This window comes from Variovorax sp. GW821-FHT06D12 (assembly GCF_059419205.1).
Genome location: NZ_JBWKRI010000010.1, coordinates 61,535 through 85,057, shown reverse-complemented (window position 1 = coordinate 85,057; position 23,523 = coordinate 61,535). Strand labels below are relative to the sequence as shown.

General features: G+C 69.1%; 28 protein-coding genes. 12 read left to right on the top strand and 16 right to left on the bottom strand.

All coding sequences use genetic code 11. The annotated features are described in order from the left end of the window. The first annotated feature begins 17 nt into the window (after positions 1–17). The 3 genes from nthA to AC07SQ_RS27300 are packed head-to-tail and all read left to right on the top strand — an operon-like array spanning position 18 to position 1,695. Positions 18–659 (top strand): nitrile hydratase subunit alpha, encoded by a 642-nt coding sequence (gene nthA, locus AC07SQ_RS27310; protein WP_495273303.1) that lies wholly within the window; start codon positions 18–20, stop codon positions 657–659. Further along, positions 656–1,321: a nitrile hydratase subunit beta gene (nthB, locus tag AC07SQ_RS27305; RefSeq protein ID WP_495273304.1), complete on the top strand. Its 666-nt coding sequence runs from the start codon at positions 656–658 to the stop codon at positions 1,319–1,321. The genes nthA and nthB overlap by 4 nt, the downstream gene beginning before the upstream one ends. Further along, on the top strand, positions 1,318–1,695 hold the full coding sequence (locus AC07SQ_RS27300; RefSeq protein ID WP_070059726.1) for a nitrile hydratase accessory protein: 378 nt from the start codon (positions 1,318–1,320) through the stop codon (positions 1,693–1,695). Before nthB ends, AC07SQ_RS27300 begins: the two co-directional genes overlap by 4 nt. Here the strand turns inward: AC07SQ_RS27300 and AC07SQ_RS27295 are convergent. After that, positions 1,692–3,119, bottom strand: a complete 1,428-nt coding sequence (locus tag AC07SQ_RS27295; RefSeq protein WP_354348183.1) for an FAD-binding oxidoreductase — start codon at positions 3,117–3,119, stop codon at positions 1,692–1,694. The two genes, AC07SQ_RS27300 and AC07SQ_RS27295, sit on opposite strands and share 4 nt — an antisense overlap. Beyond that, positions 3,116–3,529, bottom strand: a complete 414-nt coding sequence (locus tag AC07SQ_RS27290; protein WP_489057548.1) for a DUF2069 domain-containing protein — start codon at positions 3,527–3,529, stop codon at positions 3,116–3,118. The genes AC07SQ_RS27295 and AC07SQ_RS27290 overlap by 4 nt, the downstream gene beginning before the upstream one ends. Positions 3,530–3,595: 66 nt before the next feature. On the opposite strand from AC07SQ_RS27290, the gene AC07SQ_RS27285 reads away from it, so the two are divergent. Then, positions 3,596–4,807 carry a YihY family inner membrane protein gene (locus AC07SQ_RS27285; protein WP_495273305.1) on the top strand — a complete coding sequence of 404 codons (1,212 nt, stop codon included), beginning with the start codon at positions 3,596–3,598 and terminating at the stop codon, positions 4,805–4,807. A 22-nt stretch (positions 4,808–4,829) separates the two neighbouring features. Here the strand turns inward: AC07SQ_RS27285 and AC07SQ_RS27280 are convergent, their stop codons facing one another. Continuing rightward, a complete protein-coding gene (locus tag AC07SQ_RS27280; RefSeq protein ID WP_487849331.1) occupies positions 4,830–5,180 on the bottom strand; it encodes an Mpo1-like protein in 351 nt (116 codons plus the stop codon). Between the two features lie 98 nt (positions 5,181–5,278). On the opposite strand from AC07SQ_RS27280, the gene AC07SQ_RS27275 reads away from it, so the two are divergent. Both AC07SQ_RS27275 and AC07SQ_RS27270 read left to right on the top strand, forming a co-directional pair. Continuing rightward, entirely contained in the window at positions 5,279–5,662 is a 384-nt protein-coding gene (locus AC07SQ_RS27275) for a thioredoxin family protein (RefSeq protein ID WP_139705773.1), read from the top strand. Positions 5,663–5,683: 21 nt separating this feature from the next. After that, on the top strand, positions 5,684–6,349 hold the full coding sequence (locus AC07SQ_RS27270; protein ID WP_495273306.1) for an NAD-dependent epimerase/dehydratase family protein: 666 nt from the start codon (positions 5,684–5,686) through the stop codon (positions 6,347–6,349). A 19-nt stretch (positions 6,350–6,368) separates the two neighbouring features. On the opposite strand, the gene AC07SQ_RS27265 is transcribed toward AC07SQ_RS27270, so the two are convergent. Both AC07SQ_RS27265 and AC07SQ_RS27260 read right to left on the bottom strand, forming a co-directional pair. After that, positions 6,369–7,175, bottom strand: coding sequence for an alpha/beta fold hydrolase (locus AC07SQ_RS27265; protein ID WP_070059720.1), 807 nt, complete (start codon positions 7,173–7,175; stop codon positions 6,369–6,371). 1 nt (position 7,176) lies between these two features. Beyond that, positions 7,177–8,487 (bottom strand): O-acetylhomoserine aminocarboxypropyltransferase, encoded by a 1,311-nt coding sequence (locus AC07SQ_RS27260; protein WP_495273307.1) that lies wholly within the window; start codon positions 8,485–8,487, stop codon positions 7,177–7,179. 148 nt (positions 8,488–8,635) lie between these two features. Here AC07SQ_RS27260 and AC07SQ_RS27255 point away from each other — a divergent pair, with 148 nt between their 5' ends. Then, positions 8,636–9,094, top strand: a complete 459-nt coding sequence (locus tag AC07SQ_RS27255; RefSeq protein ID WP_062476634.1) for a CBS domain-containing protein — start codon at positions 8,636–8,638, stop codon at positions 9,092–9,094. A gap of 30 nt (positions 9,095–9,124) precedes the next feature. Here the strand turns inward: AC07SQ_RS27255 and AC07SQ_RS27250 are convergent, their stop codons facing one another. Together AC07SQ_RS27250 and AC07SQ_RS27245 are read right to left on the bottom strand one after the other, a co-directional pair. Continuing rightward, positions 9,125–10,108: a Bug family tripartite tricarboxylate transporter substrate binding protein gene (locus AC07SQ_RS27250; protein WP_495273308.1), complete on the bottom strand. Its 984-nt coding sequence runs from the start codon at positions 10,106–10,108 to the stop codon at positions 9,125–9,127. 8 nt (positions 10,109–10,116) lie between these two features. Next, positions 10,117–11,229, bottom strand: a complete 1,113-nt coding sequence (locus AC07SQ_RS27245; protein ID WP_495273309.1) for an adenosine deaminase family protein — start codon at positions 11,227–11,229, stop codon at positions 10,117–10,119. An 85-nt stretch (positions 11,230–11,314) separates the two neighbouring features. On the opposite strand from AC07SQ_RS27245, the gene AC07SQ_RS27240 reads away from it, so the two are divergent. Beyond that, on the top strand, positions 11,315–12,217 hold the full coding sequence (locus AC07SQ_RS27240; protein ID WP_495273310.1) for a LysR family transcriptional regulator: 903 nt from the start codon (positions 11,315–11,317) through the stop codon (positions 12,215–12,217). Here the strand turns inward: AC07SQ_RS27240 and AC07SQ_RS27235 are convergent. Both AC07SQ_RS27235 and AC07SQ_RS27230 read right to left on the bottom strand, forming a co-directional pair. Next, positions 12,214–12,912 carry an N-acetyltransferase gene (locus tag AC07SQ_RS27235; protein ID WP_495276211.1) on the bottom strand — a complete coding sequence of 233 codons (699 nt, stop codon included), beginning with the start codon at positions 12,910–12,912 and terminating at the stop codon, positions 12,214–12,216. The two genes, AC07SQ_RS27240 and AC07SQ_RS27235, sit on opposite strands and share 4 nt — an antisense overlap. 406 nt (positions 12,913–13,318) lie before the next feature. Beyond that, positions 13,319–14,539 carry a polyhydroxyalkanoate depolymerase gene (locus tag AC07SQ_RS27230; protein ID WP_495273312.1) on the bottom strand — a complete coding sequence of 407 codons (1,221 nt, stop codon included), beginning with the start codon at positions 14,537–14,539 and terminating at the stop codon, positions 13,319–13,321. Between the two features lie 91 nt (positions 14,540–14,630). On the opposite strand from AC07SQ_RS27230, the gene AC07SQ_RS27225 reads away from it, so the two are divergent. Next, complete coding sequence (locus tag AC07SQ_RS27225; RefSeq protein ID WP_062476661.1) at positions 14,631–15,287, top strand: glutathione S-transferase; 657 nt, start codon at positions 14,631–14,633, stop codon at positions 15,285–15,287. 10 nt (positions 15,288–15,297) lie between these two features. Here the strand turns inward: AC07SQ_RS27225 and AC07SQ_RS27220 are convergent, their stop codons facing one another. After that, a complete protein-coding gene (locus AC07SQ_RS27220; protein ID WP_495273313.1) occupies positions 15,298–16,125 on the bottom strand; it encodes a helix-turn-helix domain-containing protein in 828 nt (275 codons plus the stop codon). Positions 16,126–16,240: 115 nt separating this feature from the next. On the opposite strand from AC07SQ_RS27220, the gene AC07SQ_RS27215 reads away from it, so the two are divergent. The 3 genes from AC07SQ_RS27215 to AC07SQ_RS27205 all read left to right on the top strand — a co-directional run bounded on the left by AC07SQ_RS27215 (position 16,241) and on the right by AC07SQ_RS27205 (position 19,308). Next, positions 16,241–17,224 carry a Bug family tripartite tricarboxylate transporter substrate binding protein gene (locus AC07SQ_RS27215; protein WP_495273314.1) on the top strand — a complete coding sequence of 328 codons (984 nt, stop codon included), beginning with the start codon at positions 16,241–16,243 and terminating at the stop codon, positions 17,222–17,224. Between the two features lie 33 nt (positions 17,225–17,257). After that, positions 17,258–18,592, top strand: coding sequence for a Rieske 2Fe-2S domain-containing protein (locus AC07SQ_RS27210; RefSeq protein WP_495273315.1), 1,335 nt, complete (start codon positions 17,258–17,260; stop codon positions 18,590–18,592). An 83-nt stretch (positions 18,593–18,675) separates the two neighbouring features. Then, positions 18,676–19,308 (top strand): phosphoribosyltransferase, encoded by a 633-nt coding sequence (locus AC07SQ_RS27205; protein WP_495273316.1) that lies wholly within the window; start codon positions 18,676–18,678, stop codon positions 19,306–19,308. Here the strand turns inward: AC07SQ_RS27205 and AC07SQ_RS27200 are convergent. The 6 genes from AC07SQ_RS27200 to AC07SQ_RS27175 all read right to left on the bottom strand — a co-directional run bounded on the left by AC07SQ_RS27200 (position 19,305) and on the right by AC07SQ_RS27175 (position 23,430). Beyond that, positions 19,305–19,652: a DOPA 4,5-dioxygenase family protein gene (locus AC07SQ_RS27200; protein ID WP_070059711.1), complete on the bottom strand. Its 348-nt coding sequence runs from the start codon at positions 19,650–19,652 to the stop codon at positions 19,305–19,307. The genes AC07SQ_RS27205 and AC07SQ_RS27200 overlap by 4 nt on opposite strands. 7 nt (positions 19,653–19,659) lie before the next feature. Then, positions 19,660–20,277, bottom strand: coding sequence for a DUF4166 domain-containing protein (locus AC07SQ_RS27195; RefSeq protein ID WP_495273317.1), 618 nt, complete (start codon positions 20,275–20,277; stop codon positions 19,660–19,662). After that, entirely contained in the window at positions 20,274–21,314 is a 1,041-nt protein-coding gene (locus tag AC07SQ_RS27190) for an SRPBCC family protein (RefSeq protein WP_495273318.1), read from the bottom strand. Before AC07SQ_RS27190 ends, AC07SQ_RS27195 begins: the two co-directional genes overlap by 4 nt. Before the next feature lie 30 nt (positions 21,315–21,344). Continuing rightward, a complete protein-coding gene (locus tag AC07SQ_RS27185; protein ID WP_495273319.1) occupies positions 21,345–22,277 on the bottom strand; it encodes an SAM-dependent methyltransferase in 933 nt (310 codons plus the stop codon). Positions 22,278–22,326: 49 nt separating this feature from the next. Beyond that, on the bottom strand, positions 22,327–22,758 hold the full coding sequence (locus AC07SQ_RS27180; protein WP_495273320.1) for a thiol-disulfide oxidoreductase DCC family protein: 432 nt from the start codon (positions 22,756–22,758) through the stop codon (positions 22,327–22,329). 69 nt (positions 22,759–22,827) lie between these two features. After that, entirely contained in the window at positions 22,828–23,430 is a 603-nt protein-coding gene (locus AC07SQ_RS27175; protein WP_139705802.1) for a GbsR/MarR family transcriptional regulator, read from the bottom strand. Positions 23,431–23,523: the final 93 nt, after the last annotated feature.

The window sequence follows — 23,523 nt, the reverse complement described above, 5'->3', positions numbered from 1 at the left end:
GGCGCTAGCATCGGCCGATGACCGGCCATGACCACTCCCACGACCATTCCCACGACCACAGCAGCGAACTCGGCGAGATGGACCTGCGCGTGCGCGCCCTCGAAAGCGTGCTCACGCAAAAAGGCTACATCGACCCCGCCGCGCTCGATGCGCTGATCGACACCTACCAGACCCGCATCGGCCCGCGCAACGGCGCACGGGTGGTGGCGCGGGCCTGGGTCGACCGCAAGTTCCATGAATGGCTGATGGCCGATGCCACGGCGGCTATCGCCTCGCTGGGCTATACGGGCCGACAGGGCGAGCACATGGTGGCCGTGGCCAACACCGACGAGCAGCACCATATGGTCGTCTGCACCCTGTGCAGCTGCTACCCCTGGCCCGTGCTCGGCCTGCCGCCCACCTGGTACAAGAGCGCGCCCTACCGCTCGCGCGCCGTGAAAGACCCGCGCGGCGTGCTGGCCGATTTCGGCACCACCTTGCCCGAGACCACGCGCATCCGCGTCTGGGACTCGACCGCCGAAGTGCGCTACCTCGTGATCCCGCAGCGGCCCGTCGGCACCGAGGGCTGGAGCGAAGACGAACTCGCCGCGCTGGTCTCGCGCGATTCGATGATCGGCACGCGCGTGGTCGAGGCGCCGTCGGCAAGGAGCACGACATGACCTACACGACGCACGCCGACCTCGGCGGACAACCCGGCTTCGGCCCTGTCACGCCCGAACCCGAGGGCGAGCTGTTCCATGGCGCCTGGGAGCCGCGCGCGCTGGCGCTCACCCTGGCCATGGGCGCCACCGGCTCCTGGAACATCGACACCAGCCGCGCCGCGCGCGAAACGCTGCCCGATTACCGCGACCTGAGCTACTACCAGATCTGGCTCGGCGCGCTGGAGCAGCTGATGCTGCAGCGCGGGCAGGTCTTCGCGGACGAGATCGCGTCCGGGCAGATGCACCATCCGGCCGCGCCGGTCGCCCGCGTGCTGCAGGCCGCGAACGTGCCCGCCGTGCTCGCCAAGGGCTCGGGTACCGAACGCCCCGCATCGGCGCCCGCGCGCTTTGCGGTCGGGCAGGCCGTGCGCATGCACCTCGGGCGCGTCGACCACCACACGCGCCTGCCGGCCTATGTGCAGGGCAAGCGCGGCACGATCGAGCACATCCACGGCGCGCACGTGTTCGCCGATGCGAATGCGCAGGGCCTGGGCGAGCAGCCGCAATGGCTCTACACCGTGGTCTTCGCCGAAGCCGAGCTGTGGGGCGACGCCGCGCCGCGCCAGAACCTCGCGGTATCGGTCGATGCGTGGGAAAGCTACCTGGAGCCCGCGGCATGAAGGCGAACGACATGCCGCCGCTCGCACTCGCTCCGGGCATGCCGCGCGACGCCGACGGGCCGGTGTTCAGGGAACCGTGGGAGGCGCAGGCCTTTGCGATGACGCTCGCGCTGCACGAGCGCGGGCTGTTCAGCTGGGTCGAATGGGCCGAGGCGCTGGCCACGCAGATCAGCGCCGCGCAAGCCGCGGGCGACCCGGACACGGGCGACACCTACTACCGCCACTGGCTCGCCGCGCTCGAAAACCTCGTGGCGCGCAAGGGTGCGAGTTCCGGCGACGAGCTGGCCCGCTACCGCCACGCCTGGGACCATGCGGCGGAGCGCACGCCGCATGGGCAGCCGATCGAGCTGCGCGGCGAAGACTTTCCGGGCTAGACCCGGATCACGCGCCCCGGGTTCAGGATGTTCTTCGGGTCGAGCCCGCGCTTGATCGCCCGCATCATCTCCAGCGCCACCGGCGACTTGTGCTTCTCGAGCTTGTCGACCTTGAGCGAGCCCACGCCATGCTCGGCCGAGAACGAGCCGCCGAACTGCTCGACCGCGTCGTAGACCAGCGTGTTGATGCGCTCTTCCTCGTTTTTCAGGAAGGCCTTGGTGTCGATGTTCTCGGGCGCCTGCACGTTGTAGTGCAGGTTGCCGTCGCCCAGGTGGCCGAAGTTCACGAGCCGCACGCCGGCGATCTCGCGTTTCAGCAGGGCGTCGGTGGCTTCCACGAAGGCGGGAATGCGCGACACAGGGATCGAGATGTCGTGCTTGATGTTCAGCCCTTCCTCGGCCTGCGCGAGCGGAATGCTCTCGCGGATGTGCCAGAGCTGGTGCGCCTGCGTGAGGTTCTCGGCCACCACCGCGTCGGTCACGCAGCCGTCTTCGAAGGCGGTTTCGAGCAGCGCCTCGAAGCGCGCGCGGGCGTGGTCCTCGGACTCGCTGTCGGAGTTCTCGAGCAGCACGCAGTAGGGCACGGCCTCGTCGGCGATGAAGGGCACGCGCAGCTGCGGCATGTGCTTGTCGACCAGGCTCAGCGCGAACTTGCCCATCACCTCGAAGCCCGTGAGGCCCGAGCCCAGGTGCTTGTGCGCCAGGCCCAGCAGCGTGACCGCATGGTCGAGCGAAGGCACTGCTGCCCAGGCCGTGAGCTGCGCGGCGGGCAGCGGGTACAGCTTCATGGTCGCCGCGGTGATGACGCCCAGCGTGCCTTCGCTGCCGACGATCAGGTCGCGCAGGTCGTAGCCCGTGTTGTCCTTGCGCAGGCCGCTCGTGCCTTCCCAGATCTCGCCCTGCGGTGTGACCACTTCCAGGCCCAGGCACAGGTCGCGCGTGTTGCCGTAGCGCACCACCTGCGTGCCGCCCGCGTTGGTCGCGAGGTTGCCGCCGATGGTGCAGCTGCCCTCGGCCGCCAGGCTCAGGGGGAACAGGTAGCCGGCCTTCTCGGCGGTCTCTTGCAGCGTCTGCAGGATGCAGCCCGCCTCGACGGTCATCGTGAGGTTGGCGGCGTCGATGTTGCGGATGGCGTTCAGGCGCTGCAGGCTCAGCACCACCTGCGTGCCGCTGTCGTCGGGAATGGAGCCGACCGCCAGGCCGGTGTTGCCGCCCTGTGGAATGACGGCCGTGCCGGCTGCGGCGCAGGCCTTGACCACGTCGGCCACCTGCTGTGCATTGGCCGGGCGCACCACGGCGAGCGACTTGCCGCGTGCGCGCTTGCGCCAGTCCTGCTCGTAGGCCGCGAGGTCGCCCTCGGTCAGCACGTGCGTGGCGCCGACGATGGCGCGCAGTTGGTCGATGAGGGAAGAAGAGGTGGTCATTGGGCGGAAGCCTCCAGGGGACGGGCAGCAGCAGCGGCCTTGGCGTGGCGCAGGCGAAGGCGCACATGCCACGCGCAGGCCGCGAAGAGCACGAGGCACAGCAGCACCTCGACGAGCGCAAGGATTTGTCCCACGCCGTTGGTGTCGCTCCAGGCGCGCACCACGCCTTCGGTGAAGTAGAGCCAGATCATCAGGCTGACCCAGCGGTAGGTGTACATGCGGTTCTTGTAGAGCCCCGCGAGCGGAATGACCAGCGGCAGCACCTTCAGCGCCAGCAGCGAGCCGCCCGGGCGCAGCGGCGCCAGCCACAGCTCCCAGGCCAGGCCCAGCACGATCAGGCCGACGAGGCTGCCCACGGCGGCCCATCGGGTGGCGCGGACGGAAGAGGGCGGGAGTGGGGTGTCGGACACGGTGGCGGCGAAAGAGAGAGGGGGAGGCGCACCGGGTGTGGCGCGTCTCGGGAAAGAGCGGATGGCATGATACCGGCCATGAATCGCAGGCAGCTTTGGAGGGATCTTTCGCGCTTTCCTTGGCGCAACACCGCCGCGGTATTGGGCGAGCGTTTCCGCGAAGACCGCCTCGGCCTCACGGCCAGCAGCCTGACCTTCACCACGACCATCGCCATGGTGCCGTTCTTCACGGTGGCGCTCGCGCTGTTCACCGTGTTCCCGATGTTCGCCACCATGCAGGGCCGCCTGCAGCGCTGGCTGATCGAGAGCCTGATTCCCGACAACATCGCGCGCCAGGTGCTGGGCTACCTGAACCAGTTCGCGAGCAAGGCCAGCGGGCTGGGCATCGCGGGCCTGGTGGTGCTGCTGATCACCGCCATCGCGCTGATCCTCACCATCGACAAGACGCTCAACAACATCTGGCGCGTGCGCACGCCGCGGCCGCTCGCGCAGCGGGTGCTGATCTACTGGGCGACCATCACGCTGGGGCCGCTGATTCTTGCGGTGAGCCTGTCGACCACCTCGTACGTGTTCGCCGCTTCGCGCGACGTGGTGGGCGGAGGCATCGTCAAGCTGGCCTTCGACTCCCTGGAATTCCTGCTGCTCGCGGCCGGCATGGCCGGGCTGTATCACTACGTGCCGAACACCACGGTGCGCTGGTCGCACGCCTGGGCCGGCGGCCTCTTCGTGGCGGCCGCCATCGAGATCGCCAAGCGCGTGCTGGGCTACTACCTGAGCCTCGTGCCGACCTATTCGGTGCTGTACGGCGCCTTCGCCACCTTCCCGATCCTGCTGGTGTGGATCTACGTGGCCTGGGTGATCGTGCTGCTGGGCGCCGTCATCGCGGCCTACCTGCCGAGCCTGCTGACCGGCGTGGCGCGCCGGGGCGGCGCGGCGGGCTGGCCGATGCAGCTCGCGATGGAAGTGCTGCAGCACCTGGCACGCGCACAGGCCACGCCGGCCAAGGGCATGGGCGCGAGCGAACTGCTGACGCGCATGCGGGTCGACGGGCTGCAGCTGGTGCCGGTGATCGACACGCTGGTGCGGCTCGACTGGATCGCGCCGCTGGCCGAGGAGCCCGCCAACCAGGACCCGCGCTACGTGCTGCTGGCCGACCCGTCGACGCCCATCGAGCCGCTGTTGCGCGAGCTGCTGATGCCGCGCGCCGAGCCGCTGGAAGACCTGTGGCAGAAGGGCCCGCTGCGCACGCTGCGGCTGGGTGACGTGCTATTAATCTAGGAGCGCCCTGGGGCTGGGGCCGTCAGATCTTGACGCGGCCGGCCCAGATGTCCCGGTACATCGTCCAGTCGCCCATGAAGGAGTACAGCGGGCGCTTGAACGAGGCCGGCTTGTTCTTCTCGAAGCCGAAGTGCCCGACCCAGGCGAAGCCGTAGCCCGCCACCAGCCCGGCCAGCAGCCACCACGGATTGAGCGTGACCACCAGCGCCACGAGGCACAGCAGCGAGATCGTCGAGCCCGCGAAATGCAGCCGCCGGCAGGTGACGTTGGCGTGCTCGGTCAGGTAGAAGGGATAGAACTCGGCAAAGCTGGTGAAGCGGCGCGGATCGACCGTGGCCGGCGCGTCCGGCGCGGCAGGGGTGGAGGTGTTCATCGTGGGTCTCCTGCGCCCCGCAGGGGCTTTGTTGATAATAGCCACGACCCCGCGGCCGCACCACCCGGGTTCGCCATCCCACCTTCGCCGTATCCACCTTGAGCGCTGTTCCCGTCGTCCCCGTCGATTCTTCCGCCGATGCCAACGCGCTGTGGGTCGTCTGCCTGTGCGCCGAATGGTGCGGCACCTGCCGCGACTACCGGCCGCTGCTGGTCGAGCTGGCAAAGGCGCATCCGCAGTTCCGCTTCGCCTGGGTCGACATCGAGGACCACGCCGAGATCGCCGATGCCTTCGACGTCGAGACCTTCCCGACCCTGCTGGTGGCGGGGGCCGACGGCACGCGCTTTCTCGGTCCGCTGCTGCCGCACATCGAAACGCTGTCGCGCCTGCTCGGCGCGCTGCAACCGCCGCAGCCTTCCAGCCTCGACGTCGACCTGCTGCTGGCCGTGCTCGAGAAAAAGCCCGCGGCCTTCGCGGTCTGACCGCTTCGGAGCTTCCTTCCCATGAACATCCTGATCTTTGGCGCCACCGGCATGGTGGGGCAGGGCGTGCTGCGCGAGTGCCTGCTGGCGCCCGACGTGGAACGCGTGGTGGCCGTGGGACGCAGCGCCACCGGGCAGCAGCATCCCAAGCTGCAGGATCTGGTGCACACCGACATGTTCGACTACCGCGCCATCGAGTCGCAGCTGACAGGCTTCGACGCCTGCTTCTTCTGCCTGGGCGTGTCCTCGGTCGGCATGAAGGAGCCCGAGTACAAGCGCATCACCTACGACCTGACGATCGCAGCCGCCACCGTGCTGGCGCGGCTCAACCCGGGCATGACCTTCACCTACGTGACGGGCGCGGGCACCGACAGCAGCGAGCGCGGCGAACGCATGTGGGCGCGCGTGAAGGGCGCGACCGAGAACGCGCTGATGCGCCTGCCGTTTCGCGCGTCCTACATGTTCCGGCCCGGCATGATCCAGCCGCTGCACGGCGTGCGCTCGAAGACGCCGCTGTACGACGCCGCGATCGTGGTGCTCAAGCCCGTGCTCGGGCTGGCCCACCGCTGGTGGCCCGACCGCGTGACCACCACGGAGAAGGTGGGCCGCGCGATGCTCGCGGTGGCGCGCCGGGGCGCACGCAAGGTGCTGCTCGATCCGGCGGACATCAACACGCTGGGCAGCTGAAACACCGCCCCGCGTTCTTTCAGCCCGCGACGAAGTCGCGCAGCGCGAACAGCACCTCGTCCGGCGCCTCGCTCATCAGCGCGTGGCCGGCATGCACCGTCACCACCTTGGCGTTGCGCGCCTTGCCCACCAGCGCCTTGGTGGCGCGCGGCGGCGTCATCTGGTCGGCGTCGCCGAGCAGGAACAGCACCGGGCACTGCACCTTCTCCATCGCCGCTTCGCCGTTCGCGTAGTCGTTGCAGGCCTTGAAGCCGATGTGGAACACATTGGCCTCGCGGTTGCTCGCGAGCACGCGGCGCATCAGCGCGCGCGAGCTGCCGTACAGCCACGTGCCCGGGCCGAGCGACGAAGGCGGCGGTGCCAGCAGCGAGTGCGAGAAGGTGTTGACCATCGCGATGGCGCGCTGCGGATCGCTCACCGAGCTTTCGAGTAGCGCGGGCGACACCACCATCGGGTAGGCCGTGCCGACCATCGCGAGCTGCGTGATGCGTTCGGGCGCGCGTGCCGCGGTTTCGAGCGCGATCAGCGAGCCGAAGCTGTGGCCGACCAGTGCGGCCTTCTGCACACCCGCCGCGTCGAGCAGCGCGATGACGAACTGCGCCGCCTCTTCCACGCTGGCCGGCGGCGCGCCGGCGCTCTTGCAGTGGCCCGGCAGGTCGACCGCCAGCACGTTCCAGCCGTGGTTGGCGAACCAGCGGCTTTGCAGGATCCACACGCTGTGGTCGTTGAGCACGCCGTGGATGAACACCACCGTGGGCTTGGCCGCATCGAAGGGCTTGCCGGCGGTGTAGCAGTAGGTGTCGTGGCCGTTGACGGTGTAGTTCATCTCAGGCACCCGCCTTTTCCGCGGCCTTCAGCGCGCGCTTGAGGTCGTCGATCAGGTCGGCCGGGTCTTCCAGGCCGATCGACAGGCGAATGGTGCCCTGCGAGATGCCCGCGCCCGCCAGTGCCTCGTCGGTCATGCGGAAGTGCGTGGTGCTGGCCGGGTGGATCACCAGGCTGCGGCAGTCGCCCACGTTGGCCAGGTGGCTGAACAGCTTGAGCGCCTCGATGAAGGCCTTGCCCTGCGTGCGGCTGCCCTTGATGTCGAAGCTGAACACCGCGCCGGCGCCGCGCGCACCATGGCGCAGCAGCTTCTGCGCGAGCGCATGGCTCGGGTGCGACTCGATCAGCGGATGTCCCACACGGGACACGAACGGATGGCTGGCCAGGAACTCGACCACCTTCTGCGTGTTGTCGATGTGGCGCTCCATGCGCAGGGGCAGCGTCTCGATGCCCTGCAGGATGAGCCAGGCCGTGTGCGGGCTCATCGAGGCGCCGAAGTCGCGCAGGCCCTCGCGGCGCGCGCGCAGCAGGAAGGCGCCGACGGTGCTTTCCTCGCTGAACACCATGTTGTGGAAGCCGTCGTAGGCCTGCGTGAGCTCGGCGAACTTGCCCGACTTCTCCCAGTCGAAGCTGCCGCCGTCGACTACCACGCCGCCAATGACGGTGCCGTGGCCCGACAGGAACTTGGTGGCCGAGTGGTAGACCAGGTCGGCGCCCCAGTCGAAGGGCTTGATGAGGTAGGGCGAGGTGAGCGTGGAGTCGACCAGCAGCGGAACGCCGGCTTCGTGGGCGATGTCGCTCACGGCGGGAATGTCGAGCACGTCCAGGCCCGGGTTGCCCACGGTCTCGCCGAAGAAGAGCTTGGTTTCGGGGCGCACCGCGGCGCGCCAGGCGTCGAGGTCGCCGGGCTTCACGAAGGTGGTCTCGATGCCGAAGCGGCGCATCGTGTAGTGCAGCAGGTTCTGCGAGCCGCCGTACAGCGCCGTGCTGGCCACGATGTGCGAGCCCGCGCCCATGAGCGTGGCCACCGACAGGTGCAGCGCCGCCTGGCCGCTGGCCGTGGCGATGGCGCCGATGCCGCCTTCGAGCGCCGACACGCGCTGCTCCAGCACCGCGTTGGTCGGGTTGCTGATGCGCGAGTAGACGTGACCCGCGCGTTCCAGGTTGAACAGCGCGGCCGCGTGGTCGCTGGATTCGAAGACGAAGGAGGTCGTCAGGTGGATGGGGACGGCCCGCGCGCCGGTGGTGGGGTCGGGGGCGGCGCCGGCGTGCAGCGCGAGGGTGTCGAAACCGGGGTCGGAATAACCGGGCATGAAGGCCTTTCTGTTGTCTCTTCGCAATGCCCCGTGACACCGGCAATGCTTGCACAGGCGACAGGGGCGTTCGGGTCGGCGTCGATTGTGGGCTATATTCAAATCGGCACGACGCCGAGAACGACGAATCCCCGAGAGGAGCACCACCATGAAAGTCAGCGACATTCTTCGCGTCAAGGGCAACACGCTCTTCACCACCACGCCCGACGACCCGCTGGCGGAAGCCGCCAAGACCATGGCGGACAAGGACATCGGCTCGCTGGTGGTCATGGAACACGGCGACCTGGTCGGCATGCTCACCTTCCGTGAAGTGATCGTGGCGGTCGTCAACAACGGCGGCCAGGTCGGGACCACGCTGGTGCGCAAGGCCATGGACGACGCGCCCGTCACCTGCACGCTCGAAACCGACCTTGACGAAATCCGCCGCATCATGCTGGAGCGCCACGCGCGCTACATGCCCGTGATGGACAAGCGCATGCTCATGGGCGTGATCAGCTTCTACGACGTGGCCAAGGCCGTGGTCGACGCGCAGAACTTCGAGAACAAGATGCTCAAGGCCTACATCCGCGACTGGCCGGAAGACGAGAGCAACGAAAAGGCCGGCTGAGCCTAGCCGGCCGATTGACGGACGGACCGCCTACTCTTTGATGTTGGCGGTTTCGACGATCTTCTTGTTGCGTGCGTACTCCGACTGCACGAACTTCCCGAACGCCTCCGGCGTTCCGCTGCCCGGCAATGCGCCTTGCTCCGCCAGCTTGGCGCGCACGCCTTCTTCCTGCAGCACCGCATTCAGTTCCTGGTTGAGCCGCGCCACCACGGCCGGCGGCGTCTTCGCGGGCGCGAAGATGCCGGTCCAGCTCACCATGTCGTAGCCCTTGAGGCCGGGCATCTCGTTGAAGGTGGGCACCTGCGCGAGCGCCGGCAGGCGCTGGCTGCCGGTGATGCCCAGGGCCTTCAGGCGCTTGCCGTTCACATGTGGGATGGCGCTGGTGCTCACCAGCATCGCGAGGTCGACCTGGTCGCCGATCACGTCGGTGGCGATCTGCGCACCGCCGCGGTAGGGCACGTGCGTCACGAAGATGCCGCTGCGCTCCTTGAGCAGTTCCATCGCCAGCTGCAGCACGGTGCCCACGCCCGAGGTGGCGTAGTTGTAGTGGCCCGGCTTGGCCTTGGCGAGCTTCACGAAGTCGGCGTAGCTGTGCACGTCCAGGCCGGGGCGCGCCACCAGCACCATCGGCGCGGTGTTGAGCAGGCCGACGGGTGCCAGGTCTTTGAGCGGATCGAAGCGGAAGGCCGAGGGGTTGACCAGCCGGCCGATGGCGATGGCGCTGTCGGGGCCGACCACCAGCGTGTAGCCGTCGGGTGCCGCGCTCACGGCCTTGGCCACGCCGATGGCGCCGCCCGCGCCGCTCACGTTCTCGATGACCACCGACTGCTTGAGCCGTCCGCCCAGGCGCTGCGCCACGAGGCGGGCGTTGACGTCCACGCTGCCGCCGGCCGTGAAGGGCACGATCAGCGTGAGGGGCTTGGCAGCGGGCCAGGCGGGCTGCGCGAAGGCGCCCGTGGGCAGGGCGGCGCAGAGGGCGGCGGCAGCGAGGATCAGGCGGCGGTTCGTGGTCATGGCGGGGTTCATCCGGGGAAGGGGGTGGCGGAAGGCGTGGGTTCGCAGGGCAGGCGGGCGCGCAGCGCGTCGAAGTCGGCGCTCCATTCGGCGCGCCACTGGCGGCGCTGCGTGTCGTCGATCCAGGCGCCGTCCAGGCCGTTGTGCATGAAGCCGCGCAGGTCGTCCAGGCCGAAGCCGAAGTCGCGCACCATCATCAGCCACGCGCCCGTGGGCGTGACCTGGTGCAGCGTCGGGTCGTCGGTGTTCGGGTGGATGCGCAGGCCCAGGCCGGGCATGTGGCGGATCGGGTGGTCCAGCGCCCAGCGCTCGGGCGGCAACGTGCGCAGGTAGTACGAGTTGGTCGGCACGACGGTGAAGATCACGCCGCGATCCGCACACTGGCGCGCGAAGTCGGGCTGGTCGACCACCGTGTAGCCGTGGTCGATGCGGTCGACCTGCAGCAGCTCGAGCGCGGTGCGCACGTTGGTCCAGGGCATGCCGAACTCGCCAGCGTGCGCGGTGGTCTTCAGGCCGGCCTTCTTCGCATCGGCATACGCCCGCGCGAACAGCTCGGGCGGCCGGTCGTTCTCGCGGTAGTCGATGCCGATGCCGATCACCTCGTCGCAGCGATGCGCCTTGACCCACTCGACCATCTCCACGGCGGCCTCGGCGCTGGCCTCGCGGTCGATGGCGGCAATGAGCCGCCCGGTGATGCCGAACGCCTTCTGCGCATCGTGGATCGCGCGGACGATGGCGCCCTGCGCCAGCGGGTACGCAATGCCCGAGCCGTGCACCGTGCCGGTCGGGTTCCAGAAGAACTCGGCGTAGCGCACCTGGTGCGAGGCCGCGTCCTGCAGGTATTCGAGGGTGAGCTGGTACAGGTCGTCGGCGCTGCGCACCAGCTGGGCGTCGAGCGCGCGCAGCACACGCAGCACGCCCACGGGCTTTTCGCCGCGCGTGTAGAAGCCGTCGATTTCCGCGTCGGCCAGCGGCGCGCCGGCGCGCTGGTTGAGCTGGCGGAAGGTCTCGTGGCGCACGGTGCCGAAGAGGTGACAGTGCAGCTCCACCTTGGGAATCGCGCGCAGCATCGCTTCGAGCGTGAAAGGAGCGGCGGCGGGCGCAGGCGCGGCAAGGGTCATGCGGCGCAGTCTAGGCAGTGCGTGCTCATAAGGAAAATTTTGAATTTCTATAATTTGATTCATTGAATCGATAACCAGGACGACCATGGCCGCCTTGCCCCTGCGTGCGCTCACGCTGCGCCAGCTGCAGTGTTTCTCGGTGCTGGTCGAGGAAGGGCACTTCGGCCGCGCGGCGCGCCGGCTCGCCATCACGCAGCCCGCGCTGAGCAACGCGATCAAGCAGATGGAAAAGCTGCTCGGCGCCGAGCTGCTGACCCGCTCCACCCACCGGCTCGAACTCACGCCGGTCGGTGCCGAGGTGCTGGCGCGCACCGATTTCCTGGTCCACACCTTCGAGGTGGCGCTGCGCGACATCGAGAGCACGGTGCAGCGCGGCCGGGCGTACGTGCGCGTGGGCGTGATCCCCTCGGCCAGCGCGCGTGTCGCGGCGGCGGCGGCCGGCTTCCTGCAGCAGCGCGGCGAGGTGGAACTGGCCTGGCGCGACGCGCCCTCCACGGTGCTGCTGGCCGAGCTGCGCAGCGGCCAGCTCGACATGGCCGTGGCCGCGATCACCGAGCCGCCCGGCGGGCTGGAATGCCTCGACCTGTTCCGCGACCCGCTGGTGCTGGTGGTGCGCAGCGACCACGCGCTGGCGGCGGCCGGCGAGGCGCGCTGGGAGGCCATCGGCAGCGAGCGCCTCGTGCTGTTCGAAAGCGGCAGCATGCCGGCGCTGGGCGACCCGGCGCGCGCGCAGTTCGCGCAGGGCGCGCAGCCGTACCGCGTGAGCTATTCCGAAACGCTCTATGCATTGGTGCGCAGCGGGCAGGCGCTGGGGCTGATGCCGCGGCTGTACACCTCGTCGCTGCGAGACCCCGAGCTGGCCGTGGTGCCGCTGTCGGCGCCGCGCATCGAGCGGCGCGTGGTGCTGGCCTATCTGCCGGGGCCGATGCGCAACGTGGCGGCGCAGGAACTCATCGGGTTTTTGCGCGAGCGGTTGCCGCAGGCCTAGGCAGTCTCCAGCATCGCCATGCGCGTTTCGCTACTGAAACGCTCCAGCGTCCAGCCTTCGCCGAGCATGAACATGCGCGTGTGCAGCTGCGACAGCGTGTCGCCGTCCACTTCGCTGCCGAGATAACTCAGGCGTTTCTCGCGCAGGTCGACAAAGCCCGTCGTGTAGTCACGCCCCAGGCGCAGCCACAGTGCGTGCGCGCCCGGCGACTGGCGCGCGCCGCTCATCAGGCACATGCCGCTGCCCAGTGCCCAGCGGTACACGGCCGTGGCCAGCCCGCGCCGCTGGTAGGCGGGGTCGTACTGCGAATGCGGCGCGCGGATGTGGCGGTCGGCGCGGCGGTCGAGTTCGATGAGGCGGTTGAACACGGTGTAGCCGACCAGCCGCTGGTGGCGCACGTCCTCGATGTACACGTAGGTCTCGCCGTCGGCTTCGCGAAAGCGCGCGCGCAGGTCGGGGTCGTCCAGGCGCAGCGCGGGCAGGTCCTGCACCCGGTCGCCCATCGCGCGCATGCGCTCGTACACCGGTGTCAGCGGTTCGCTCGGGCGACCCTTCTTCGGATCGACGTCGATGCGCAGCTCGGCCGGCCGCAGCAGGCGGCGGCGCAGCGCGTCGAACGACAGCCATGCGGGCCAGGGCGGCAGGGCAGGCGAAGGCGAAAAAGGAACGGAAGGGGAGCAGGCAAGAGCCACCACGGGGAAATCCTCACGACGAAACACGACGGCGAAGCGGGCGAGGTCCTTCCGCGCGGCACGGGGCCGGAGGCGGGAAGAAGGTCGGACGCTGGGGGAAGTGGTGCGTCGCCCGGGCGGATCAAAGCCAGGACGCGCGACCGCGCGGGGCGGGTGCCCGACGGTCGATGTGCGCTGAAGAAAAAAGGAGGCTGACCGCCGGGCTCAGGGATGTGCGAGGGTCTGCTGCGACCTCGCCGTCATCGCCGCGGGTGCGCGCACGCGCGCGTCGCCCGGGGCCGCAGAGGCCGCCGCGCGATCGAAACCGGGGATGAAAACCATGACGTTCATAGGGTCGATTGTAGGAAGCCGGGGGTGTTCGGGCAACCAAAGCCCCCGCGGTCTCTGCCAGATTGAATGTTGGTTGCGCTCAGTGCAGTTCATCGGCCGCGTGGATCGTCTCGCGCACGCGCGGATAGATCTGCGTGTTCCATTTGCTGCCGCTGAACACGCCGTAGTGCCCCACGCCGGCCTGCAGGTGGTGCGTCTTGAGGTACGGGCGGATGCCGCTGCACAGGTCTTGCGCGGCCACGGTCTGGCCGACCGCGCAGATGTCGTCGCGCTCGCCTTCCACCGTGAGCAGCGCGGTGCGCCGGATCGCCGCGGGGTTCACGGTGCGCCCGGCCACGGTGAGCACGCCGCGCGGCAGGTCGTAGGTCTGGAACACGCGCTCGACGGTCTCCAGGTAGAACTCGGCCGGCAGGTCGTTCACCGCCAGGTACTCGTCGTAGAACTCGGCGATGGCGCGGGCCTTGTCGAGTTCGCCCTCGACCAGCAGGCGTTCCATGTCCTCGAACTGCTTCTTGTGGCGCTCGGGGTTCATGCTCATGAAGGCCGTGAGCTGCAGGAAGCCCGGGTACACGCGCCGCATCGCGCCCGCATGCGGCCACGGCACATGGCTGATGAGGTTGCGGCGGAACCAGTCGATGGGCCGGTCGGTCGCGAGCTTGTTCACGCCGGTCGGGTTGATGCGGCAATCGACCGGCCCCGCCATCAGCGTGAGGCTGCGCGGCGTGGCCGGGTGGTCGTCTTCCGCCATGAGCGCGGTCGCGGCCAGCGCGGCCACGCAGGGCTGGCACACGGCGACCATGTGCGCGCCCGGGCCCACGGCCTCGACGAAGCGCATCAGCTGCAGCGTGTAGTCGTCGAGCCCGAAGCGGCCCTGCCACAGCGGCACGTCGCGCGCGTTGTGCCAGTCGGTCAGGTACACGTCGTGGTCGCGCAGCAGCGTGCGCACGGTTTCGCGCAGCAGCGTGGCGAAATGGCCCGACAGTGGTGCGACCAGCAGCACGCGCGGGTGCACCGCTTCGGTGTGTGCCTTGCGAAAGTGCAACAGCGTCCCGAAAGGCGAGACCAGCGCGGCCTCTTCGTGCACGGGCACGTCGGCGCCGTCGACCACCACGCTGTCGATGCCGTAGGCCGGCCGCGTGTGGGTGAGCCGCATGCGCGAGAAGACCTCGCAGCGCGCGGCCATGCGCCGCAGCGCGGTGCGCTCGGTGCCGTCCTGCCAGAGGGCGCGGCCCAGGTACTGCGCGGTGAGCCGCCATGGCGAGAGCAGGTCGGCCTGGTTCTGGTAAGCGCGGTACAGCATGCACGGGTTGCAGGCAAGTTGCGGGCCAACAAGCATGGCGACTCGTGGCACGGCGCTTGCACACAGCACGCATCGTCCAAGGAGTGTCGCGATGGCCAAACCCGTTCTCACGATCAGCAGCAAGAACTACGGCGCCTGGGCGCTGCGCGGCTGGCTGATGTGCAGGCTCGCGGGGCTGGACTTCAGCGAGAAGGTCATTCCGCCCGACGATCCGGCCATGAAGGCCGAGATGCTGCTGCTGTCGTCGTCGATGCTGGTGCCTTCGCTGCAGCATGGCGGCATCAAGGTGTGGGACACACTGGCCATCGGCGAGTACCTCAACGAGATCAAGCCCAAGGCCGGCCTGCTGCCCGCCGACGCCGCGGCGCGCGCGCACTGCCGCGCCATCTGCGGCGAGATGCACTCGGGCTTCGCCTCGATGCGCGGCGCGCTGCCGATGAACATCAAGGCCCGCTTCAAGAACTTCAAGGTGTGGTCGCGTGCGCAGGGCGACATCGACCGCATCGTCGCCATCTGGCGCGAGTGCCTCAAGGCCTACGGCGGCCCGTTCCTTTTCGGCAAGCAGCCCGGCATGGCCGACGCGATGTACGCGCCCGTGGTCACGCGCTTCCTGAGCTACGACGTGGCGCTGGACAGCGTGTGCGCCGCGTACTGCAAGCGCGTGATGGAACTGCCCGCCATGAAGGAATGGGTGGCCGCCGCGCTGCAGGAGCCCGACGAGATCGACGAGCTCGACGCGGAGTTCTGACGCTGCTTCTTCAGGTGCTCGCGGGCGGCAGGCCGAGGCCGTCCTGCCGCAGCCGGCGCTCGATGCTCTGCGCGGCCTGTTGCAGGTCGCCCAGGTGCGCGGCCACGATCTCGCGCTCGCTCTTCACCGCCGGCAGCCACGCGCAGCTGAGGCAACCCACCACCTGCTCGCCCAACCGCAGCGGCACCGACACCGCGCCGAAGCGGTCGGGCGAATCGAGGCTGGTGGAGGTGGGGTCGCGCGCCGCGTAGCCCTGGTCGCGTGCGTGCGCCACCATGCGGCGGATGCTGTCGGGGCGCCGCGCGCCGCGGTCGAAATCGTTGGGTGAACGCGCCAGTGCGGCGAGGATTTCTCGCCGCTCGTCTTCGGGGCAGAACGCGAGGTAGCAGCGCCCGAGCGACGACAGCAGCATCGGCGGACGAAAGCCCAGCGCGCGGTAGTTCACCGCGAGGCCGTTGCGCGGCCGGTCGGTGTCGAGGATCAGCATGGCGGTGCCGTCGCGCACGCCGAGGTCGATCGGCCATGGCACCAGCCGCTGCAGCGTGGCGCGCGGCGATGCGGCCAGGGCCGTGAGCCGCGTGCGCCATGCCGCTGCAGCGCCCGACTGGCCGGTGGCCGAGGTGGGCACATAGCGCTTCTCCAGCTCGTTGCGCTCCACCCATCCGGCCTGCTGCAGCGTCTTCAGGATGCGCAGCAGCGTGGCCTTCGACAAGCCGGTCTGCCGGTGCAGCTCCTGCAACGTGACAGCCGACGAGCGCTGGATGGCCAGCATCACGTCGAGCCCGCGGCGCAGGGCGTCGATCGACTTCACGCTGTGCGCGCCGCTGGTGTCCGACATGCCGCCTCCAAAGAATAAAGGTTCACTCAGTGAAACTATATCTTCTGGCCGCGCGACGCCGTTCCTACAGTCCGACGACACCCCCACGTCGTCTCACCGAGAAGGAAAACGCAAGATGTTCCACCAACGAAACATGGTCCGTGCCGCTGCAGGAGCCATTCTTTTGCTGTGCGCCGCGACCGCGGCGCTGGCGCAATCGTGGCCCGCGAAGCCGGTCACGCTGGTCGTCGCCTACCCGGCCGGCGGCGACACCGACGCCATCGCGCGCACCTACGCCGAGAAGCTCGCGCAGCGCCTGGGCCAGCCGGTGCTGGTCGACAACCGCCCCGGCGCGAGCGGCATGATCGGCAACGCCTGGGTCGCGAAGGCGCCGGCCGACGGCTACACGCTGCTCTTCACGCCCAGCACCTTCCCCATCGCGCAGCACGTGCTCAAGGCCGGCCCCGGCGTGGCGCACGACGTGGTGAAAGACTTCACCCCCATCGTCAAGACCGGCAACATCCCGGTGCTGATGGTCACGGCGCCCACGAGCGGCATCCAGAACGTGGCGCAGCTCGTGGCCGGTGCCAAGGCCGGCAAGGCCTTCACCTACGGCACGCCGGGCGCGGGCTCGCCGATGCACATCGCGGGCGAGCTCTTCAACAAGGACGCCGGCGTGGCCATTGCGCACGCGCCGTACCGCGGCGTGGCGCCGGTGGTCAACGACACGCTGGGCGGCCACGTGAGCGTGGGTTGGATCACGCCCGGCGCGGTGGCGGGCCACATCGCCGCCGGCAAGCTGGTGCCGCTGGCCGTGGCCGAGCGCCAGCGCACGAAGCTCATGCCCAACGTGCCCACCTTCCTGGAACTGGGCTATCGCGACATGGACGTGAGCGCCTGGATGGGCCTGCTCGGGCCGAAAGCGATGCCGGCCGAGGTCGTGCAGACGCTCAACCGCCACGTCAACGAGATCCTGAAGATGCCCGATGTGCAGGCCCGCATGGCCGCGCTCGGCATCGAGCCCGTGGGCGGCGAGCCGGCCGTGCTGGCCCGCCAGATCGCCGACGACGACCAGCGCTTCGGCAAGCTGGTGCGCGAGTTCGGCATCCGCGCCGACTGACGACACACACACCCGCAGACAAGGAGACGATGCATGTTGAGCGAAGAAAAGAACCGCCTGCTGACCGAAGTCGGTCCGGGCAAGCCCATGGGCGATTACCTGCGCCGCTACTGGCACCCGATCGCCGGCGCCAGCGAGTTTGACGACAAGGCCGTGAAGCCGCTGCGCATCCTCGGCGAGGACCTCGTGCTCTACAAGGACCTGAGCGGCAACTACGGCCTCGTCGACCGCCGCTGCCCGCACCGCAACGCCGACATGTCGTACGGCTACGTGGAGAAGTGCGGCCTGCGCTGCAGCTACCACGGCTGGCAGTACGACACCAGTGGCCAGTGCATCCACCAGCCGTTTGAAGAAACGCTGGACCCCGATGCGCGCATGCGCAAGAACACGAAGATCAAGGCCTATCCCGTGCAGGAAAAGGCCGGCCTGCTGTGGGCCTACATGGGCCCGCAACCCGCGCCGCTGCTGCCCGACTGGGAACTCTTCAACTGCAAGAACGGCTTTGCGCAGGCCGTGTTCGCCGAGATCCCCTGCAACTGGTTCCAGTGCCAGGAGAACTCCATCGACCCCGTGCACTTCGAGTGGACGCACAACAACTGGACCACGCGCCTGCAGGGTGATGAAGGCCCCTACGTGCCCACGCACCTGAAGCTCGCCTTCGAGGAGTTCGAGCACGGCTTCGTCTACAAGCGCCTGCGCGGCGGCGAGCGCGAAGACAACGTGATGTGGACCACCGGCCGCGTCACGCTGTGGCCCAACGGCTTCTTCCTGGGCCACCACTTCGAATGGCGCGTGCCCATCGACGACCACCACACGCTGAGCGTGCTGTGGGTGCTCAGCCGCGTGCCGACCGAACAGGAACCGTATGTGCAGGAACGCATTCCCTCGTGGTATGGCCCCATCAAGGACCCGGCCACGGGTCGCTGGATCACCAGCCATGTCGCCAACCAGGACTTCGTCGTGTGGGTGGGGCAGGGCACCGTGACCGACCGCACGCGCGAGAAGCTGGGCCAGAGCGACAAGGGCATCGTGATGATGCGCCGGCGCTTCTTCGAAGAACTCGAGTCGATGCAGTCCGACCCGGCGCACGAGCCCAAGGGCCTGATCCGCGACCCCGAAAGGAACCGCGACGTGTGCCTGCCCTCGGCCTGCCGCGACGAGATGCTGCACGGCCTGCCGCGCGAGGAGCTGGCGGCGCATCCGCTGCTGGGGCCGTACCTGAAGGACTTCTTCGGGCAGGCCGGGCAGCCCGACGACGTGCGCGCGGCGTACGAGCAGGCCATCGGGCAGAAGGTCGAAGGGGCGCAGTTCTTCAAGGTGCACGGCGGCACATCGGACGCCGAGGTGGAAACGCAAGAGGCTGCGTAACGCACGCCGCGATCCGGGTCTTTGCGCCGGGGCTCGCCTCGACGCGAACGGCGTGTGAACATCCCGTGTCGGGAGCACACGCCGTGAAGTTTCGTGATCGCGCACAGGCCGGCCGCCAGCTCGCTGCGTTGCTGCAGCGGCGCGGCGGTTTTGCGGACGCCGTGGTGCTGGCGCTGCCGCGCGGCGGCGTGCCGGTGGCCTTCGAGGTGGCCCGCGCGCTGCGGCTGCCGCTCGACGTGCTGGTGGTGCGCAAGCTGGGCCTGCCCGAACAACCCGAGTACGCCTTCGGCGCGCTCGCGGGCGACGGCGTGCCCGAGATCGACGAACACCTGGTGCGCACGCTGGACCTGCGGCCTTCGGAGATCGATGCCGTGGTCCGTGCTGAACTTGCCGAGTTGGCGCGCCGCACGCAGGTCTATCGCGGCGATCGCCCGGCATGCGAGGTGCAAGGCCGCACGGTGCTCGTCATCGATGACGGACTTGCCACCGGTGCCACCATGCGCGCTGCGGTTCGCGGACTGCGGCGGCAGAGCGCCGGCAGCGTCATCGCCGCCGTGCCCGTGGCGTCGCCCGAGGCCTGCGAGGCCTTGCAGCGCGAAGCCGACGATGTGCTGTGCGTGCGCTGCCCCACGGTGTTCCGGGCGGTTGGCGCCTGGTATGAAGACTTCTCGCAGACGACAGATGAAGAAGTCTGCGCGCTGCTGGCGCAGGCCTAGCGCCTGAACATCCGCAGATCGAGCGCGCTCTCTTCGCCCAACCACATCGCATGGGCTGTGTGGTCCGCGAAGTCGTCGCCGGTCACGCCGTGCACGAAGATGTCCAGGCCGTTGCGGTTGGCATCGAGCCAGCCGATGACTTCGTCGAACTCGGCGGCGTCGAAGGCGAGCTGGCAGCTCCAGTGCGGGTGCGGACCGACGAGGCGTTCGTGCACCCGGCCCACCACCACCATCAGCTCGCGGCCGGCGCGCTCGCTGAGCTCGCGCGCCTGCGCCAGCGTGGCGGGGGCGAAGTAGATGTGGGCGTGGTACTGGGCGTAGAGGTTTTCAGGGCGGCGCGGCATGGTGGGCTCATTGTGAACCGAGGCGGAAGCGTCCGCTGTAGCGAAACACATCGCCGAACCAGCGGTGGCGCAGCAGCATCTTCATCGTGAAGTGGTCGGGGTCGGACGGATCGGGCCGCTCCTCGACGTAGGCAGTGCCGAGAAAGAGGCCCAGCGGCAGCGGAATGCGCAGCCCCGCGAGGCGCCAGATGTAGCCCCGGTCGCGGAACACGAGCGCGCCGTCTTCCGCGCTCACCGCCAGGCGCATGCCGATGCCGAAGCGCACGTATTCGATCACCTCGCTGCCTTGCGCCGCGTCGTGTTCCATGTGCGAGCGGAAATGGAAAGGCGGCCTGCCCGGGAAGTGGAAGACGCGGTCCCAGTAGAGGTGGGCGTTGTCGGGGTGGCAGCGGTAGTGCACCTCGATCGGCACGTGGGTACCCTGGTGCGGAACCAGTGCGCCGAACAGCCGGCCGAAGGGCATCAGCAGCGCGGCCCACGGGGCGTGCCAGACCTCGCGCATCGTGCCGCGCACGCACACGTAATCGTCGGAGAACGGCGCCATCGTGTAGTGGCGGCGGATCACGTCGCCGAGCTGGTGCCACGCAGGGCCGAGCGCCTGCTGGAAGACGGGGGGCGCGCTCATCCCGCCACCGCCTGGGTGGCTTCGCTGCGCGCCTTGTAGAAGCGCAGGATGTTCTCGGAAGCGTCGCCAAGAAGGAACTGCATGACCGGGTCCGCATACCAGTTGAAGCGCGTGCTCAGCCGCCACGACACCGCGACGCGCAACTCGGTGCCGCCGTCGCGCGGGGTCAGGGTGTAGGTGGCGTCGCGCAGGTCGAAATACTGGCCGCCGATCATCACGTGGTCGTCGAGCGCGCCGGCGGGGAAGGAATCGGGCGTAAAGCGAAAGCGCCACTTCAGCAGGCGATCGGGCTGCCACTCGGTGACGACCTCTTCGAAATGCACGCTCTTCTGCCACTGCACCTGGCGCACGCGGCCCTCGGGCGTGTCGACGGTCACGCCCGACACCGGCATCGGCACGCCGACGCGGTAGGCCCACGCGTCGCCGACTTCGCTGGGGCGGATGTCGCGCGCGGCGTTGAGCTCGTGCCACACGCGCTCGGCCGGCGCCGCGATGAAGAGCGTGCGCGAGGTGTTCGAGAACTGGTCAGGGTTGGGCCATTGCGGCTCGATGCCCCCGAGCAGCAGCGGCACCAGGGCAAAGCTGTAGAGCGCGGGCTTCGGCCAGTTGGTGATGCGGCACACGATGCCCATGGCCAGCCCGCCGACGCTGCCCATCACCGCGAACAGCGGCACGATGAAGGCGGCGCAGATGATGCCCTCGATGAAGACCATCAGCGTGCCGCCGACGAACAGCGCGGTGGCCACCCACGGCGCCCAGAGGTAGTAGCCCCAGCTGCGCCGCTCGATGCGCTCGGCCAGGTACACCGTGACCGCGCCGCATGCCGCGGGCGCGAAGTAGACGAAGGAGCCCAGCATGGCCGAGAAGGGTTCGCCGGGGCCGCCGCTGAAGACGAGGCGCAGCACGAGCGCCAGCGCCGCGCCGGCGAACATGGGCCAGAACCAGCCGAAGGGCATGCCGCGCACGGGCTTGGGGGCCGGCACGTCGTCGTTGGCCGGCAGGTCGGCGAGTTTGCTTTCTTCGGGCTCGGTGCGCATGGAAATCTCTTCTCCTCTTTTTGTGATGTCTCAGCTGGCGCTGCGCCGGGCCGTCACCATGGCGTAGTCGAAGTCGCGCCAGAACATGCCCAGCGCGAGCGCGCAGTAGCTGGCGACGATGTGCTTGCGGCGCCAGGGGCTGAGCTTGCCGCGCGCCTTCCAGAGTTCGGCCAGCGTGAAGCGGGTGGCCAGCACGGGGATGTGCAGCGCGCTCGGTGCCACGCGCCAGCGCAGCGAGGTGAACGCGATGTCCTCGAAGCCGTGTGCGCGCAGCGCGGCCGTGAAGTCCTCGCGCTGGGCCAGCGTGGGCACGGCCCAGCTGTCGGCCCACAGGCGGTGCAGCCAGCCCGCGAGCCGGCCCGGACGGCGGCGCAGCAGGAAGCCGTCGACCACCACCAGCCGCGCGCCGGGCTTGAGCAGCCGCGCCGCCTCGCGCACGAAGTCGGCCTTGGCGGTGCCCTCGGCATAACAGGCGCTTTCGAGCGCCCAGGCACCGTCGGCCTGGGCGGCGGGCAGGCCGGTGCGCGTGTAGTCGGCCTCGACGTGCGCGACGCGGTCGGCCACGCCGGCCCGGGCGTCGAGGCGCGCGGCGATGCCGTTCTGCACCGGCACGTTGGTCACCGTGACCGCATGCAGCGCGGGGTCGTCGCCGACCAGCGTGCGCGAGGTGGCGCCGGCGCCGCAGCCGAGGTCGAGCACGCAGCGCGGTCCGGTGGTGGCCGTGTCGAGCCGCAGTGCGCGCCCGACGGTGCGGTTCATCTCGATCAGCATGCCCTCGCGCCGCAGCGGGTTCAGGCCCAGGCGCCAGAAGCCGAAGTGCATGTTGTAGCTGGGGCTCCAGGCGCGGTAGTCGTCGGCGACCTCGGTGAAGTAGTCCTGCGTGTCCTCGCGGCTCACGCGGCCTTCGACGGCAGGCCGCGCGGTGCCGGGCAGGCGGAAGTCGGGCTGGAAGACGTCGGGCATCGAAAACTCCTTCGGACGTGGGCGGATGGGGTGTGACAGCGTGGGTTTTTTAGAGCTTGCAGTGGTCGTCAGCGCAGGTGGCCGGCGCGATCGCGCCATGCCCCGCGAGCCGCAGGACCAGCCAGCGCGGCAGCCGGTAGCGGTTGCGCGCCAGCACCGCGTAGGCGCGATCGGCCAGCCGGCCGACCACCGGCAGGTCGAGCACCGCGCCGCCGGCCGGCAGGCCCACCGCTGCGCGGCAGGCGCGGATGGCGTCGACGCCCACGCGCAGCCGGCCTGCGGCATCGACCGCGTGCAGCGAACGCATCAGCGCCTCGCGCGGTGCCGGGCCGCTCGCGAAACCGATGGGCGAGCAGTCGACCAGGCGCAGCCGCTTCGCGGCGTCGCGCGCTTGCATGGCGCCCATTTCGGCCGTGCACAGCGGGCAGGTGGCGTCGAAATAGACGGTGAGCGGGTAGGTGGCGGGGGCGAAGCGGGTCATGGTGCTTTTGGTTCTCGATATTTCAGTCAAAACAGAAATAAGAAGGCAAAAAAAAGGACGCGGCCTTTCTCAGATCATGGGCAGGCTGGCGTGGTGCGCGTCGGGGTCGTCGCCCTTGCCGGCGCCAGGAGGGGCGGGGGGCGGCGCGCTGTCGCCGCGCACGAACTTCTGCACGCTGGCGCCGAGCGTGAGCACCTTGTCGAGCGTGCCGGGCGACAGCCGCAGCATCTCGTCGGCCCAGGTGGCGAGCTTGGTCATGAGGTCCATGGTGGAGCGGATGCGGTCCTGCGCGTCGGGCGGCTCCTTCTGGAAATCGGGGCTGGAAACGATCTCGCGCAGCACGCGGATGGTGGGGTCGAACTCGCGCTCCTTGCGCTCGCGCACCACGGTACGAAACAGCTCCCACACGTCGACGCTGGTCTCGAAGTAGTCGCGCCGGTCGCCCAGCGTGTGGGTGACGCGCACGAGGTTCCAGGCCTGCAGTTCCTTCAGGCTGTTGCTGACGTTGGAGCGGGCCACGCCCAGCGTTTCCGACAGCTCTTCGGCGTGCATCGGCTTGCCGTGCGCGAAGAGCAGGGCGTGGATCTGCGAGACCGTGCGGTTCACGCCCCACATGGAGCCCATCTCGCCCCAGTGCAGGACGAACTTGCGTTGAATGTCGGTGAGTTCCATGGCGTCGAGTTTAGGAATTCCTGAATTTCTGTCAAGACAGAAATAAAAAACTGTGCATGTCTGGATCAAAAGTGAAATACTGTATGAATAAAC